Annotated in this window: 14 protein-coding genes, 1 pseudogene and 1 riboswitch; of the genes and pseudogenes, 11 read left to right on the top strand and 4 right to left on the bottom strand. The window is 61.8% G+C overall.

The genetic code is table 11. The features are described 5' to 3' along the window. Position 1 precedes the first annotated feature (1 nt). The 8 genes and pseudogenes from SB659_RS04725 (at position 2) to SB659_RS04690 (ending at position 7,720) form a co-directional block, all read left to right on the top strand. A complete protein-coding gene (locus SB659_RS04725; protein ID WP_410549652.1) occupies positions 2 to 1,222 on the top strand; it encodes an acyl-CoA dehydrogenase family protein in 1,221 nt (406 codons plus the stop codon). Positions 1,223 to 1,277: 55 nt separating this feature from the next. After that, positions 1,278 to 1,733 (top strand): MaoC family dehydratase, encoded by a 456-nt coding sequence (locus SB659_RS04720; protein ID WP_026542563.1) that lies wholly within the window; start codon positions 1,278 to 1,280, stop codon positions 1,731 to 1,733. A gap of 37 nt (positions 1,734 to 1,770) precedes the next feature. Further along, complete coding sequence (locus SB659_RS04715; protein WP_410549651.1) at positions 1,771 to 3,096, top strand: MFS transporter; 1,326 nt, start codon at positions 1,771 to 1,773, stop codon at positions 3,094 to 3,096. 11 nt (positions 3,097 to 3,107) lie between these two features. Next, entirely contained in the window at positions 3,108 to 4,661 is a 1,554-nt protein-coding gene (menE, locus tag SB659_RS04710; protein ID WP_410549650.1) for an o-succinylbenzoate--CoA ligase, read from the top strand. Between the two features lie 158 nt (positions 4,662 to 4,819). Continuing rightward, a pseudogene (locus SB659_RS04705) lies at positions 4,820 to 5,314 on the top strand (DUF805 domain-containing protein). Between the two features lie 118 nt (positions 5,315 to 5,432). Then, a complete protein-coding gene (gene lhgO / locus SB659_RS04700; RefSeq protein ID WP_410549649.1) occupies positions 5,433 to 6,638 on the top strand; it encodes an L-2-hydroxyglutarate oxidase in 1,206 nt (401 codons plus the stop codon). Positions 6,639 to 6,742: 104 nt separating this feature from the next. After that, the gene (locus SB659_RS04695; RefSeq protein ID WP_410549648.1) at positions 6,743 to 7,045 is read left to right on the top strand and encodes a DUF4193 domain-containing protein; all 303 of its coding nucleotides are present in this window, start codon (positions 6,743 to 6,745) and stop codon (positions 7,043 to 7,045) included. 129 nt (positions 7,046 to 7,174) lie between these two features. Beyond that, positions 7,175 to 7,720 carry a hypothetical protein gene (locus SB659_RS04690; protein ID WP_410549647.1) on the top strand — a complete coding sequence of 182 codons (546 nt, stop codon included), beginning with the start codon at positions 7,175 to 7,177 and terminating at the stop codon, positions 7,718 to 7,720. Between the two features lie 92 nt (positions 7,721 to 7,812). Here SB659_RS04690 and SB659_RS04685 read toward each other — a convergent pair whose 3' ends face one another. Next, positions 7,813 to 9,384, bottom strand: a complete 1,572-nt coding sequence (locus tag SB659_RS04685; protein ID WP_410549646.1) for an APC family permease — start codon at positions 9,382 to 9,384, stop codon at positions 7,813 to 7,815. 293 nt (positions 9,385 to 9,677) lie between these two features. Continuing rightward, positions 9,678 to 10,454: a type I methionyl aminopeptidase gene (map, locus tag SB659_RS04680; RefSeq protein ID WP_410549645.1), complete on the bottom strand. Its 777-nt coding sequence runs from the start codon at positions 10,452 to 10,454 to the stop codon at positions 9,678 to 9,680. A gap of 179 nt (positions 10,455 to 10,633) precedes the next feature. On the opposite strand from map, the gene SB659_RS04675 reads away from it, so the two are divergent. Further along, positions 10,634 to 10,855: a hypothetical protein gene (locus SB659_RS04675; protein ID WP_284977481.1), complete on the top strand. Its 222-nt coding sequence runs from the start codon at positions 10,634 to 10,636 to the stop codon at positions 10,853 to 10,855. Positions 10,856 to 10,881: 26 nt separating this feature from the next. On the opposite strand, the gene SB659_RS04670 is transcribed toward SB659_RS04675, so the two are convergent. Beyond that, positions 10,882 to 12,102 carry an amidohydrolase gene (locus SB659_RS04670; RefSeq protein WP_410549644.1) on the bottom strand — a complete coding sequence of 407 codons (1,221 nt, stop codon included), beginning with the start codon at positions 12,100 to 12,102 and terminating at the stop codon, positions 10,882 to 10,884. A gap of 74 nt (positions 12,103 to 12,176) precedes the next feature. Between SB659_RS04670 and SB659_RS04665 the strand changes: the two genes are divergently transcribed. Further along, positions 12,177 to 12,836, top strand: a complete 660-nt coding sequence (locus SB659_RS04665) for a cyclodeaminase/cyclohydrolase family protein (RefSeq protein ID WP_410549643.1) — start codon at positions 12,177 to 12,179, stop codon at positions 12,834 to 12,836. A gap of 56 nt (positions 12,837 to 12,892) precedes the next feature. On the opposite strand, the gene SB659_RS04660 is transcribed toward SB659_RS04665, so the two are convergent. Further along, the gene (locus SB659_RS04660; protein WP_284974144.1) at positions 12,893 to 14,443 is read right to left on the bottom strand and encodes an MFS transporter; all 1,551 of its coding nucleotides are present in this window, start codon (positions 14,441 to 14,443) and stop codon (positions 12,893 to 12,895) included. 72 nt (positions 14,444 to 14,515) lie between these two features. Between SB659_RS04660 and SB659_RS04655 the strand changes: the two genes are divergently transcribed. Beyond that, the gene (locus tag SB659_RS04655) at positions 14,516 to 15,055 is read left to right on the top strand and encodes a TetR/AcrR family transcriptional regulator (protein ID WP_284974145.1); all 540 of its coding nucleotides are present in this window, start codon (positions 14,516 to 14,518) and stop codon (positions 15,053 to 15,055) included. A 92-nt stretch (positions 15,056 to 15,147) separates the two neighbouring features. Next, a riboswitch (glycine riboswitch) is annotated at positions 15,148 to 15,245 on the top strand. Positions 15,246 to 15,367 lie beyond the last annotated feature (122 nt).

Below are 15,367 nucleotides of genomic sequence, written 5' to 3'. Positions count from 1 at the left end.
GATGAGCACGACAGTTGCCGATGAGCGGCTTTACCCGACGGCGGACTGGTACGACGCCGAAGCTCTTCTCACCACCGAGGAATGTGCCGTGCTGGCGCGGTTACGGAATTTCCTTGACGCCGAGGCGAAACCGCTGCTGGCCGAGTACTGGGAACGGGGCGAATTCCCGGATCAGCTGGCGCAGCCGCTTATTGATCTGGACCTGATGGAACCTGCCGCGCTGACCACCAACGGCCCGGCCCGGGGTATTTACCATGGCTTCCGGATCTTCGAGCTGGCTCGAACGGATGCCTCACTGGCCACCTGGTACACAGCCCAAGCCGGGCTGTTCCGGACGGCCATCCGGGTTGGTGCCTCCGAGGAGCAGCAAAAAGAGTGGATGCCCCGCGTGGTGGATTTCTTGCTCAAGGGCGTGTTCTCGCTGACCGAACCGGAGCACGGCTCGGACATCGCCGGCGGGCTCGCCACCACGGCTCGCTTCGAACCGGGAGTCGACGGCGGGGGCGGCGGAGGTGCTTGGGTTGTGGACGGCGCCAAGCGGTGGATCGGGGGTGCCACCACGGCGGATGTGCTGTGTGTATTCGCCCGGGACGTCGCCGACGGTCAGGTCAAAGCGTTCCTCGTGGACCGGCAGGCTCCCGGGGTGGGCTTGGAAAAGATCCAAGGCAAAACCTCCTTGCGGATGATGCAGAACGCCCATATCACCCTCGACGGCGTGCGCGTTCCCGAGGCCATGCGCCTGCACAACGTGAACTCGTTCAAGGACGTCGCAGCGATGCTTCGGGCCATGCGCTCCGACGTAGCCTGGATCGCTACCGGCATCCAAGCCGGGGCTTTCGAGGCCGCATTGTCTTACGTCAAAGAGCGCCAACAGTTCGGCCGCCCGGTGGGGTCCTTCCAACTGGTCCAGGAAAAACTGGCCCGCATGCTCGGAAACATCACCGCGTCGCTCTCTCTGGTGGTGCGCCTGACCGAACAGCAGGGCCGGGGGATCTACCGGGACCAAGACTCGGCCTTGGCCAAGATGCAGACGAGCCTTCTGATGCGGGAGACCGTCGCCCTGGCCCGCGAAGTGGTGGGCGGCAACGGCATTACGCTCGCCGCCGACGTCGGGCGTTTCCACGCCGACGCCGAAGCCGTCTATTCGTACGAGGGGACCCACGAGATCAACGCCCTCATCATCGGCCGGGCGCTTACGGGCGAGAGTGCCTTCACCCGCTAACCCGGTCGCTTTTTACGGACAACTTTCCACAAACAACCACTACCAGGAGGCAATGATGCCCAATCTCGTCGTCGATTTCGACACGCTGCTCACCATGTCCGGCAAGGACCTCGGCACCACTGACTACCGTGAAATCACCCAGCAACAGATCAACCTGTTCGCCGACGCCACTGATGATCAGCAGTGGATCCACGTTGACCCCGAACGCGCCAAGGACGGCCCCTTCGGCGCCCCGATCGCGCACGGGTTCCTGACCCTGTCCCTGATCATCCCGTTCTGGGGTGAGCTGTTCGACGTCGACGGCGTTACCACCAAAGTCAACTACGGACTGGACAAAGTCCGCTTCACCTCCCCGGTCAAAGTGGGCTCCAAAGTCCGCATGAACGGCTCCATCGCCGAAGTCACCGAGGTCAAGGGCGGCGCCCAAATCAAGGTCAACGCCACCATCGAAATAGAAGGGCAGGAACGCCCGGCCGTCGTCGCCGAATTCCTCGCCCGCTTCTACAAATAAACAAACCCAACCCTCCCTCCTCTCCCAAGGAACAGCCATGTCAGGACGCACTGCTCTCTCTCAGTCGAGCACGGCCACCAAGCGCAAAGAGGCGCGTACGGTCATCTTGTCCAGCTATCTGGGCAGCACCATCGAGTTCTACGACTTCCTGCTGTACGCAACCGCCGCGGCAGTTGCCTTTCCGAAAGTCTTCTTTGCGGGAACCGACGAGTGGGTGGGCGTCGTAGCCGCCTACGCCACGTTTGCCGCCGGGTACGTAGCGCGCCCGCTCGGAGGAATTATCTTCGGGCATTTCGGTGACAGGATTGGCCGTAAGGGGATGTTGATCATCTCCATGGCCATGATGGGTATCGCCTCGACCTTGATCGGCGTAGTGCCCGGAATCAGTGTTATTGGGCCGTGGGGCGCAGTGATACTGGTGTTCTTACGGGTCTGCCAGGGCATCGCCGTCGGCGGTGAATGGGGTGGGGCCGCGCTCATGGCCTTGGAGCATTCGGACCCGAAGCGCCGTGGCTTCGCGGCATCGTTCGTGAACGCCGGCGCGCCGACAGGTGCGGTCTTGGGCACTGTGGTGATGGGAATCTTCTCGGCCCTCCCGCAGGGCGCTTTCCTCGCGTGGGGGTGGCGCGTGCCCTTCCTCCTGTCCTTTGTGCTCCTGGTGGTTGGCATGTTTGTCCGGCTCCGGGTTTCTGAAAGCCCGATCTTCGCCGAAGCCGTGGCAAAGGAAAACTCCCAAGGCACCAAGCGCAAGATCCCGCTGCTGGAAGTCCTCCGCAGGCCCAAGGCATTGCTCATGATCATGTTTGCTGGAGCGGCAGGCTTCGGCCTCCAGGTTGTCCTGCCCACATTCTCTGTCACGTTTGCAGTGTCCAAAGGAGCGCCACAGCAGGGTGTGCTCTATGCATTCGCGGGAGCCTCCGCCATTTCCATCCTCTTCGTCCTACTCGGCGGCAGGATGTCGGATCGATTCGGACGCAGGCCGGTCATGGTGACAGGACTGGCACTGTTCGTGCTTTATCTCTTCCCAATGTTCGGCATGCTCGGTTCGGGCAACATCGGCTTGATCTTCCTGGCATTCACGGTGGCCTTGATCCTGCATTCATCCCTGTACGGGCCGCTCGCCGCCTTTGTCTCCGAACAATTCGGGACCACCAACCGGTATACAGGTGCTGCTGTGGGGTACCAACTGGCCACCCTGATCGGTGCCGGCTTCACGCCGGGCATCGTGGCCGGCTTGTACAAGGACGGCGGCCAGAGCATCGTCCCCGTGGTGGTGTTCCTGGCGGTCATGTCAGTGGTCTCCATTGTCTTCATCCTGCTGACACGGGAATCTAAGAACAACGACCTCACCACGGTCAGTTAGGAGGACTCACCATGGACAACAACGGAGTTGGCTCGTGGCTGCATCGCCGACGCATCAAATCCGCGGCAAAGGTGGCGCTCATCTCAGGCGAGCGGACCCTGAGCTACGCAGAACTCGCGGACAGGGCAGACCGGCTGGCCGACGCACTCCACAACAGGGGAGTGAGGAAAGGAGACCGGGTTGCCTACCTCGGCGAGAACCACCCTTCATTCGTGGAAACGTTCTTCGCTTGTGGACTGCTCGGCGCCATCTTCGTCCCCTTGAATACCCGGTTGACTGCGCATGAACTCCAGTTCCAGCTCCAGGACTCGGGGGCGCGGCTCATGGTCAACGCGGCAGCCCTGGACAACGTGGCGGCGGCGTCCTTGGTGGACACTGCGGTAACCCACCGCCTCGTGGTGGCATCCGACGTCGGCAGCTCCGTGGCTGTCGTCCCTGAGCTGCCGGCCGGCGTCGAGCATTACGATGCAGCGATCAGCGCCGCCGCAGGCGCGCCCACGGATGAGCCGGTGACCCTCGACGACGGTGCCATGATCCTGTACACCTCGGGCACCACAGGCAAGCCAAAAGGTGCGCTGCTGACCCACGGCAACATCACGTGGAATTGCATCAACACCGTGGTGGACATGGACCTGAACCGGAACGATGTTGCCCTCATGATTTCGCCGCTGTTCCATGTGGCCTCCTTGGACATGGGTTTGCTGCCGATGCTGCTCAAGGGAGCAACGGTGGTGCTGGAGTCCAAATTCGACGCCGGAAGGGTGCTGGAGTTGGTGGGTCGCCACAAAGTCACCACTCTCAACGGAGTTCCCACCACGTTCCAGATGCTGTGCGACCATCCGGACTGGTCGACGGCGGACCTCAGCTCCTTGGACAAGCTCACCTGCGGAGGATCCGCGGTTCCGGCCCGCGTGCTCGATGCCTATGAACAGCGGGGCGTCGGCTTCACGAACTGCTACGGAATGACGGAAACAGCCCCCGGAGCCACCATGTTGCCCGTCTCCCGCTCCAAGGACAAAGCAGGCTCTGCCGGGTTGCCACACTTTTTTACTGACATCCGTATCGCCGATCCCCTGGGTGGACCGGCCCCCGCGGGCTCAGTAGGGGAGATTCAAATTTCCGGGCCAAACGTCATCAAACAGTATTGGAACAGGCCGCAAGCCACGGCGGAAAGCTACGCGGATTCGTCCTGGTTCCGTTCGGGTGACATGGGCTGCCAGGATGATGAAGGCTTCCTGTTCGTGTCCGATCGGATCAAGGACATGATCATTTCCGGAGGTGAAAATGTCTACCCGGCCGAAGTGGAGGCAGCTATCGCGGAACTGTCCGCTGTTGCGAGTGTTGCCGTGATTGGCGTAGCTGATGATAAATGGGGTGAAGTTCCACGGGCGATCGTTACTCTCCGGGAGGGCCAGTCGCTCACGGAAGAGCAGTTGCGCTCGCATTTGGACGGTCGCTTGGCACGGTACAAGATTCCAAAATCCGTGGTGTTTGTCGAGGAGATGCCCCGGACGGCCAGTGGAAAAATCCGCAAAATGGACCTGCGCCGTCAGTTCGCAACTTAAGGTTAAATTTCGGGTGGGCCGGACCGAATAACGTCCTATTAAGGTAATTCGACGTTAAATGTTTCTTTCAATATGCCTTTACCGCTGCTGCGGGCACTACGATAAGCACGACTCATCCTGAGTATGACTTATCAACACTAGCCCCGGGGGATATACCAATGAGCTACCCGCAGCAACCGCAATAGACACAACCTTATTCAGCACAGGCCGGCGAGCCGCCGCTTTGGGCTCCCTACTATGGCGCCCCCATTGGTGCCGCAGTGAAGCGTTTCTTCAAGAAGTACACGGCCTTCACGGGACGGGCGAGCCGCAGTGAATACTGGTGGTGGACTTTGGTTTCGTTCATCGTCAGCACGGTCCTGAACATCCTCGCCTCAGTTATCGGTGCGGCCGGAGCAACGGTCTCCGATTCCGGTGCTACGGTTCCGGGTGCTGGGGCCATCCCGTTCTACATCCTTCTCGTCATCTGGGGCCTTGCGACGATCATCCCGTCCTTGGCGCTGCTGGTCCGCCGTCTGCACGACGGTAACTTCAGCGGCTGGCTGGCGCTGCTGGTGCTTGTGCCTTTCCTCGGCGCACTGGCAGTACTTGTGCTCTCGCTCTTGCCGTCCAACCCGGCCGGCCAGCGCTTCGACCGGCCCACAGCCGGCTAGCAGTACCCGCAAAGAAGGGGCGGCGCACTTTTTGTGCCGCCCCTTTCGCATGCCGCCCTTTCGCGTGCCGTTCGTGCGATGCTGTGGAGTGAGTTGGACCCCAACGGTGAGGAGTGCCATGTCTGCCGCAACGATCAAGCGATGCGCCGTCATCGGGGGCGGAATCATCGGCGTCGCCGTAGCCCGGGAGTTGGCCAACAAGCTCGACGGCGTCCAGGTCACCATCTATGAGAAGGAAGACCGCCTGGCCGCGCACCAGACTGGGCATAACTCGGGCGTGGTCCATGCTGGCCTTTACTACGAACCCGGCGGCTTGAAGGGGAGACTATGCCGCCGGGGGGTGGACTTGTTGCAGGATTTCTGTGCCGCCAAAAACCTCCCTTACGAGGCCTGCGGCAAGCTGGTGATCGCCCAGACGGCAACAGAAAACAAGCGCTTGGAAGCCATCTTTGCCCGCGCTCTGGCCAACGGAGTTCCGGGTGCACGGATGCTCACGGGTGAGCAGATTAGCGAGGTTGAGCCGAACGCCGTCGGGCTTTCCGCTTTGCATTCCCCGGAAACGGCGATTGTTGATTACGCGGCCATCACCAACGCCTTGGCCGAGGACGTACGCAAGCAGGGCGGCACCATCCGGCTGGGCCAGGAGGTTACCTCGCTGGAGCATCGCGGGGCCGGAGTGGTAGTGCGCACAAAAGGCGGCGAGGAAATCCATGACTTGGTGGTGGCCTGTGCCGGTCTGCAGTCAGACAGGCTGGCGCATGCAGCAGGGGAACCGGGCACCCCTCGAATCGTCCCGTTTTTTGGACAGTATTTCCTGCTCGGACCGGAATCCCGGGATCAGGTCAAAGGGCTGATTTACCCGGTTCCCGATCCCAAGCACCCGTTTCTCGGCGTCCACCTGACCAAGCGCATCGACGGCGAAATGATGCTTGGACCGAATGCTTTCATCTCCTTCGGACGCGAATCGTACACATGGAACCGCGTGAGTGTCCGTGACATCGCCAATTACGCCCTGTTCCCGGGGTTCTGGAATTTTGCCGGACATAATGTCCCGTCCGCCATCCGCGAATTCAGAACCGTCGTCAGCAAGAAGAGGTTTATCCGCGAAGCCATGCGTTTTGTTCCATCACTGGATGGCGCGGATATTTTGCCCGGAACCAGGGGCGTTCGCGCCCAAGCGATGAATAGTGACGGTTCACTGGTGGACGACTTTGTGATCGCACGACGCCGCAACATGGTTTTGGTGCGAAACGCGCCGTCGCCGGGGGCAACGTCGTCGCTCGCCATTGCGGAGTACATCGTGGAGCAGGCATTGCAGGACTGAATGTTGCCTTCAGCACACTATTCACTGTTACCGCAGCACATGCCCTAAACTGCTTCACTGAGGTGCCGGTATGGGCGCCCTGCAGCGACGAAAGCGAACCCTTAATGGCTACTGATTACGACGCTCCGCGCAAGACTGAGGAAGAGTCTCCGGCTGACTCACTTGAAGCCCTCCAGGCCTCCCGCGTGCCGAGCGCCCAGACTGCTGTCATCGACCTTGACGAGAACGATACCGCCGAAGGAATCGACCTCCCGGGGGCGGATCTGTCCGGGGAAGAACTGACCGTTGTGGTGGTCCCCGAGCAGTCGGACGAGTTCACTTGCGCCTCTTGCTTCCTGGTCCGCCACCGTTCCCAAGTGGCCCTGGAAAAGAACGGCTTTAAGTACTGCAAGGACTGCGAAGGCTGAGAAAGTCACGGAGCCGTCACTTTCGCTGTGCATCCCTAACGGTTGAGCGCCGAAGCAGCAATTTTCCGCTCTGAACCCTCCCTGCCCTCCTACGATTGAGTTGTCAATCTTGCCTGAAGGGGGCAAAAAATGAGGAAATTCAGGGCCGGTTTAGCAGCGGTGTTCGTAGCCGCAGCATTCGGCCTGATGGCGCCGGGGCCAGCCTCGGCAGCGGCATATTGCGGGATCACGTGGGGTTCTTTGGCCAAGGCCGATCCCACCATGAGTTCCGCGCAGGTCACCAACGTCCGGACAGGCCAGCAGGCATGTTTTGACCGGTTGGTGGTTGACCTTACGGGAACAGTGGCCGGGTATTCGGTGCAGTATGTTCCCGCGGTGGTTCAGGACGGGTCCGGGATGCCGGTGCCGTTGAGGGGCGATGCCGCCCTTCGTGTGGTGGTGAATGCGCCGTCGTATGGTCCAAGTGGTCAGCCGACTTTCACGCCGTCGTCCGCCACGGATCTCGCTAACGTCACCGGTTACCAGACGTTTCGTCAGGTGGCATACGCGGGGAGCTTCGAAGGTACCACCACGTTGGGGCTGGGTGTCCGCGCCCGGCTTCCGTTCCGGGTCTTCACCCTTGCAGGGCCCGACGGCGGCTCCCGGCTGGTGGTCGACGTCGCCCATCACTGGTAACTGATCCCGCAGCGAACGGGAGGGCATACCAAAGCGGCCGGTCCGCATGGAATTTCCATGCGGACCGGCCGCTTTTTCTCGAACTGGGAAGCCTACTCAGGCACCACCAAGGCAGGGGTATCCTTGCGGATGGTCTCGCCGCGGAAGAAGCCCGGGTGTCGCCGCGCCGTGATCAGCATGACCACAACGCCAAGGGCAAGGATTCCGATCCCGATGATGAACACCAAGCCCACGCCGAAGACCTCGGAGCCGCTGCCAAAGTCCGGCGACCAACTGTCCACTGCCGTCTGGAAGAACACCACGGTAAGCACAACGCCTCCGATCACCGGGAAGAGCAGGCGCATGAACACGTTCCGGACGCTGGAGAACAAGCTGTGCCGGAAATACCATGTGCAGGCGAAGGCGGTCATGGCGTAGTAGAAGCAGATCATGAGGCCAAGGGCCAAGATGGTGTCGTTGAGGACGTTTTCGCTGACCACCTTCATGATGGCGTAGAACCCGCCGGAGATCGCGCCGGCCATGATCGTGGCGAAGCCCGGGGAGCCGAAACGGGGGCTGACCGAGGCAAAACGGGGCGGCAAGGCGCGGTAGTGGCCCATGGCCAGCAAGCTCCGGGCCGGGGAAGCCATGGTGGATTGCAGCGATGAAGCAGTGCCGGACAGTACGGCCAGCGACATCAAGATAGCGAGGGGACCCATGACGGGGGAGGCCAGGGCGGCGAACACATTCTGCTGGTTGTCAGGGTTGTTCAGTCCGATGCCGTCCCCGCCAACGCCTGCCACCATCATGGTGGCCACGATGACTGCGATGTACAGGCCCAAGACCGCGATTGCGGTGGTGGTTCCGGCTTTACCGGCAGTTCCCTTTCCGCCCTTCGTCTCCTCGTTCACCGTGAGGCAGACGTCCCAACCCCAGTACACAAAGACGGCGAGGGACATGCCGGCCGCGAACTGGTCAAAACTGCTGATCTTGGCGGGGTTGAACCAATCCCAGCTGAAGGCGATAGCGGTAGGTGAATCACCGGATGCGGCATGGGTGAGGGCCATGACGATGAAAAGCGCCAAGACGACGATCTGGAACCCGACCATGCTGAATTGCACCAGTTTGGTTGCGTGCAGGCCGCGGTAGCTCACCCATACGGCAAGTGCCACGAACACCAGGCAGGTGAGGATATTCAAGGCTTTGTTGGAAGTCAGGTCCGCCAGGCCGGGATCGTTGAAGACCTGCGCCAGGAAGAGGTAGAAGAAATCCACCGCCACGCCAGCGAGGTTGGACAGCACGATGATGTTGGCCGCGAGCAACCCCCAGCCTCCCATCCAGCCGACGAAAGGACCGAACGCCTTGGTGGCCCACGTAAACGTAGTGCCGCTGTCCGGGGAATCCGCATTCAGCTCACGGTAAGCGAACGCTACGAGGATCATGGGGATGAAGGCGACGATAAAGATTGCAGGCAGTTGTACCCCGACGGCGCCTACGGCCGGACCCAGTGAGCTCGTGAGGCTATAGGCCGGGGCAACGGAGGAAATACCGAGGACGACGACGGCGAGGAGGCCCAGTTGGCCGCTCTTGAGTCCTTTGCCGCTAATACCATGTTCTGTTCCGGCGGCGTCTGCCCCGTCATTGGGGAGGGAAGCGCCGTTCTTGCGGCCGATGATTTGGCTCATGTCAGTGACCTGTTCTTGAAGAAGCCGGTTGCTGTTGGGTGGGGAAGTCGATACCGCCGTCCCGGGTGCGAGCCCGCGAGCGTGGGGCTTCGAGGCAGGAAAGTTCAATCATGTGGGGCGTTTACTCCGTGAGACGACGATCACTAAATGAATAGCGTTCATTTAGTATGGCCGCTGTCACGCCTAAGTGCAAGGGGGCGCCTGTTCCCAGGCTTCTTGTTACGCGTCTGGGCGGCGTCCGCCGTCGGTTGATTCCGACGTCGCAGGGCGTGTCAGTTATTGCTGTCCGTGAGTCAGCCCTTTGACGGCAACGTGAGGATTTCTGCTCCGGTTTCGGTGATTGCGATGGTGTGCTCAGTATGGGCAGTCCGGCAACCCGTCGCGCTGCGGAGCGTCCAGCCGTCGGCGTCGGTGACGAGTTCGGCCGTATCCGCCATGACCCACGGTTCCAGTGCCAGCAGCAGGCCGGGCTGCAGTTGGAATCCGCGGCCGGGCCGGCCGGCGTTGGGTACGTGGGGATCCTGATGCATGGTCGAACCGATGCCATGGCCGCCGAAATCAACGTTGACCGGGTATCCGGCCTCGGAGAGAACGGCGCCGATGGCGTAGGAAAGGTCGCCGATGCGGGCCCCTGGCCGGGCTGCGGCGATCCCCGCGTCCAAGGCGCGGCGGGTTGTTTCTATCAGCGCCACGCTCTCGGCTGGCCGGGAATCTCCAACGATGAAGCTGATGGCTGCATCGGCGGCTATACCACGGAGGGTCACTGCGAGATCGAGCGTCAGCAGGTCACCGTCTGCAAGGTTGTAGTCGTGCGGCTTCCCATGCAGGACTGCGTCATTGACTCCGGTGCAGATGTAGTGGCCAAACGGTCCACGACCAAACGACGGGGCATAGTCGACGTAACACGATTCAGCACCTGCGCCGAGGATCATCGACTTGGCCCACTGATTGATCTCCAGGAGGTTCGTGCCTACTGCGCACCGTTCCTTGAGTGCCTGCAGAATGTCCGCAACCAAAGCACCTGCTGCCTTGGCTCGCAGCAATTCGTTGGGGCTAAGGATCTCGATCATGCGGCACCTATCGTCAAGCGTCCAATAACTATCCCGGCCATATTAGTGTGGGCGCAAATCAACATCCGGACCAGTTGAACTGACGCCGGCAGTGTTATAGACCGGCAGTGTTAAAAACAAGTCGACATCCGGTCCAGCTGCGAGGAACATTAAAGGACAGCCGTGGAAGGAGGTTGGTCATGTGCTACGCGTACTATGACAACTTCGAGCGGCGCACGAAGAAGGACTCCGCGCGCAAGCCCGAGATGCACCCAACTGAGGCAAAGGTGGAACAGGAGCCGCAGGCTCCGCCAAGGAAGCCCCCGCAGGCAGAAGGATCGCCGTGGTCGTTCCTGGTCCGCCGTCGTCGTGAATCCGAGGTAACCGAGCCAGCAACGGAGCGTGTCCGCCAGAACGCCTAGTTCCGTCCGCTGGTGGCGAGGTTCCGTCAGTTAGTGGCGAGGAATTCCCGCGCAGCTGTCACCAGTGCCTCGGTGCCATGAGTCAACGTCGGCTCGATGACAGGTGCAAAATGCGGGGAGTGGTTCGACGGGATGTCTTCCGGAAGGCGTCCCGTCGTCGCCCATTCCTGGAATAACGCCGGATCAGCGCCGCCGAGGAACCAGAAGACCAACGGAGCCCCGGCACCCTTTGCCAAGGCGCCCACATCCTCGCTGCCCGACACCGGGCCTGGGTCGATGATGTGGCCGGCGCCGAACTTCGCTTGGAACGCTTCGGTCACCCGACCTGCGGCCGCCTCATCATTGAACGTCAACGGAAAGTGGTCCTCATAGCTGAACTCGGGCTCCCGGGGAGCCCCGGAAGCAGCGGCTTCGCTGCGGACCACCCGCTCAATGGAGCCCAACACCTTGCCCCGCGTGGCGTCGTCGAATGAACGCACGCTCAACCCCAGCGTGGCCGTTTCGGGGATGATGTTGTTCTTGGTCCCTGAATGGATCTGCCCCACCGTGACCACCGCGGAATCGCTGGCGGCAAGCTCGCGGGCAACGATGCCCTGAAGCCGCACCGTTGCGGCAGCTGCCATGAGGACCGGATCGACAGTTGTTTCGGGTCGGGATCCGTGGCCACCTTGACCATGCAAGGTGATGGTCAGGGAGTCCGCGGAAGCCATGGCGGCGCCGGCCCGGAGGCCCAACCAGCCGGCCGGGAACGGAGCTACGTGCTGGCCAAGGACGACGTCGGGCTTTGGCACCAAACCGTACAGTCCGTCATTCACCATTGCCTCAGCGCCGCCGCCCCATTCTTCCGCGGGTTGGAAAACCGCAATCAGTGTTCCCCGCCATTCCTGCCGCGCGGAGGACAAAGATTCCACGGCCCCGAGCAAGCAGCTCACATGCACATCATGTCCGCAGGCATGCATCACGGGAACTTCGTTGCCCTCCGGATCAATGCCAACTTCTGTACTGGCATAGTCCAAGCCCGTGGCTTCCTTGACCGGCAATCCGTCCATGTCAGCACGCACCATGACCACCGGTCCCGCCCCGTTCTCAAGCACACCCACAACACCGGTTTTCCCGACGCCTCGATGCACCCTGAGGCCCAGTTGCTCAAGATGGCCGGCCACAATCCCGGCCGTTCGGACTTCCTGGAACGACAATTCCGGATGCGTGTGCAGGTCGCGGTACAGCTCTTGGAGGTCCATGCCCACAGCTTATCCACTGCACCACGCCGCGCTGCTTCAACAACTGCGTAGGTGGCCGGTCGCGGAGCACACTGGATGACATGACGAAATCCGACTCAATCACAACGCAGCAATCCACTGTTGAGGAATGGACCAAGACGCTCGCCGAGTCCACTGGCTCCCCCGGGGGCGGAGCCGGCACCGGCGTCATGCTCGCTATTTCAGCAGCGCTGACGTCCATGGTGGCCGGGTATACGGACGCCGACGGCGAGAATCGCGATGCGCTTGCAGGGATCCGGGGAAGAGCCAAGGAGATGCGCGAAGCGGCGCTGAAATTAGCTGACGACGACGCCGTTGCCTCCGACGCTTTTGGCGCTGCCTTCCGCCTGGACCCGGGTCCGGAACGCGCTGAGGCAATCCGCCGCGCCTCCATAGAGGCCGCGAAATCGTCAGCAAGCCTGGGTGAGCGTGCCATGGAAGCCACCGAGGATCTTGCGTGGCTTGCCAAGCATGGGAATCCTGCGTTGATCGCCGATGTGGTGGTTGCCTTCGGAGCACTCCGGGCCGCGATCGCCGGCGCCCGTACCAACGTGAGCTTCGATCTGGCCTCCCTGACCTCGGCCGGTACTCCCTTGGCGAAGGTCAGGGAACAGCACCCGGAACTGTGGGGGACCGTGGGCAGGCTCACCGAGGCGCTGGAGCGGATCGACGGGATCACGGCCAGCGTAGACGCAAAGGCGGCGCCAACAGAGGCGTTGTGAGGCCCGCTCTGCTGGCTATTCCCGGCGGGAAGCATGCAGAGCGGGCCACACAACGGTTATTGCGCCTTCGGTACGCGACGCAGAACGACGCCGGCAAGCACCGCCGCTCCAGCCATCAGAACCAGCCCAATCGCCGCGGTGATGTGGACGCCGGAGTCGAACGCGACCCGGGCAGCGGTCAGCAATGCCGCCGACGTCGGCTCAGGCAGGGTGCCCGCGGCGTCAACCGCGCCGGCCAACGTCTCCGAGGCCTTTCCGGCAACCTGCGAAGAGACGCCTGCGGGGATGACCAAGTTGTGCTGATAGGACGCGGTCAGGATGGACCCGAGAACGGCGGTGCCCAGCAGCGAACCGAGTTCATACCCCGTCTCGGAGATGGCCGAGGCTGCCCCCGACTTGTCCGCCGGAACAGAACCAAGGATGAGGTCGTTGGAGATGGTTTCCGCCGCACCAACACCTACCGCCAGTACGGTCAATGCCGACAAGAGGAACACTGGGCCCTCACTGTGGTTCCCGAGCACGGCTATGAGGTAGCCCGCCGCGCTGAGGGTCAGGCCACCGGCAACCACGAAGCCGGGCCGTACGCGCTTAACCAGCGGCACCACCAGCATGCCGGCCATCACGGTCGCCAAGAGGGCGGGAATCATGGCGATCCCGGCCTCCATAGGGGAACGGCCTTCAACGAGTTGCAGATGCTGGGCGAAGAAATAGATGAAACCCGTCATGGAGAACAGCGACAACACATTGGCCGCAATGGCCGTACTGAACACCTTGTTCTTGAAGAGGCTGACATCGAGCATCGGGCTGTCGATCCTCTGCTGGCGGCGAACAAAGAGAACGCCCATCACCAGGCCAAAAACGAGGAAACCGGCAGGCATGGCTCCAAAACCATGGATTGCGGATTCCTTGATGCCGTAAACGAACGGGGCCATCGTCACGATGGACAACACGATGCTTGGCGGATCAACCCGTCCGGGGTTCGCGTCCCTGGACTCGGGGATGAGCACCCTCCCGAAGGCCAAGAGCGGCAGCAACAGGAAAGCGGCCACCAGGAAGACTGCGCCCCACCAGAAGTGCTCCACCAGCCAACCACCGAAGATGGGGCCAAGGGCCGCCCCACCGGAAAAACCCGCTGCCCATACGGCGATGGCAAGCCGACGCCGGTTGGGATCGGTGAAGATGTTCCGGATCAAAGACAGCGTGGAAGGCATCAGCATGGCTCCGAAGATGCCAAGGGCGGCGCGACCGGCGATGAGCCACTCCGCCGAAGGGGCAAATGCCGTAGCAGCCGAAACCGCTGCGAAGCCTGTGCTGCCGATCATTAGCAACCGCCGTCGGCCGATCCTGTCGCCCAGGTTGCCCATGGAAACCAGCAAGGCTGCCAACACCAGGGGGTAGGCGTCGATAATCCACAGCAGCTGCACGCCGCCCACATCAAGGGATCGGGCGATCTGCGGCAGCGCGAAGGTCAGCGCGGTGTTGTCGACGGCGACCAGCAACACCGGGAACATCAGCAGTCCCAGCGCCGCCCAATCGCGCCACGGCGCTGTCCTGCCCAGAGCGGGCCGAACGGAGCGGGGAGCCTGAGTTGCGGACGGAGTGAACATGGCACTTACTATACCGTCCAGACGGTATAGTTTCAATTCAGATCAACCGATCCTTTAGGGAATGATGTAGTCATGCCACGAAAACCAGTTGCCCGGGACGCCGTCCTGGACGCTTACGAAGCACTGCTCATTGAGGTCGGGGAGCGCGCCGCCACCCTCGACGCCGTCGCCAAGCGGGCAGGCGTGTCCAAGGGCGGGTTGCTGTATCACTTCCCGAACAAGGAATCTTTGATCACTGCTTTGCTGGCGCGTTTGGACCAGCTCGCGGAAGAGGACACGGAAAGGATGAAGGCAGCTCCTGAAGGAGCTGCTGTGCACTTCATTCGTTCCTCACTATGGGCTGACACGCCCATGGACCGCGCCTTCGTGGCTGCGACCCGCCTTGCCGAAGTGGCTCATGAAGAAACGAGGCTCAGGTTTGCCGCAATCCAGCAGATGTGGCTCGATGTCTTGGCGGAGGACGTGGGGCCGGACGTCGCCAAGGCCGTGAGCTATATGGGCGACGGCCTGTATTTCAACGCGATGTTCGAGGGCGGGCAGGACAATGGCAACGCCGGGCGGGCGGCCGACGTCGAGATTCTTCTCAGTGTCTTGGACCGGCTGCGGAACTAACGGGTCATCATTTGCGGGCAGCGGCGCCGCATAGGACAATTAACATTTGTGGCGTGCCTGTCAAGGTGCCCATACACAACTGAACATGCCTTTGATCTGCGGCGGGAGAGTCCTGCAAGCAAGAGGTGCAGGCGCCGTAGGAGCAAATCCTCCCCAGGAATCTCTCAGGCCCATGCACCGCCGCGGCGAGGCAACTCTGGAAAGCAGCACAGCAATCGGCCCAACTCCGGGCAGGCTGCCGTGCTCACCGACGGTGCAAGCGATGATTGTCCACAACGCGCGGAAACTCTCAGGTCCAATACAGAGTGGGGA

Origin of the sequence: Arthrobacter sp. SIMBA_036, from assembly GCF_046535135.1 — a bacterium.
In the GTDB taxonomy this organism is placed as follows: domain Bacteria; phylum Actinomycetota; class Actinomycetes; order Actinomycetales; family Micrococcaceae; genus Arthrobacter.
This window is presented reverse-complemented; position numbering and strand designations above follow the sequence as displayed.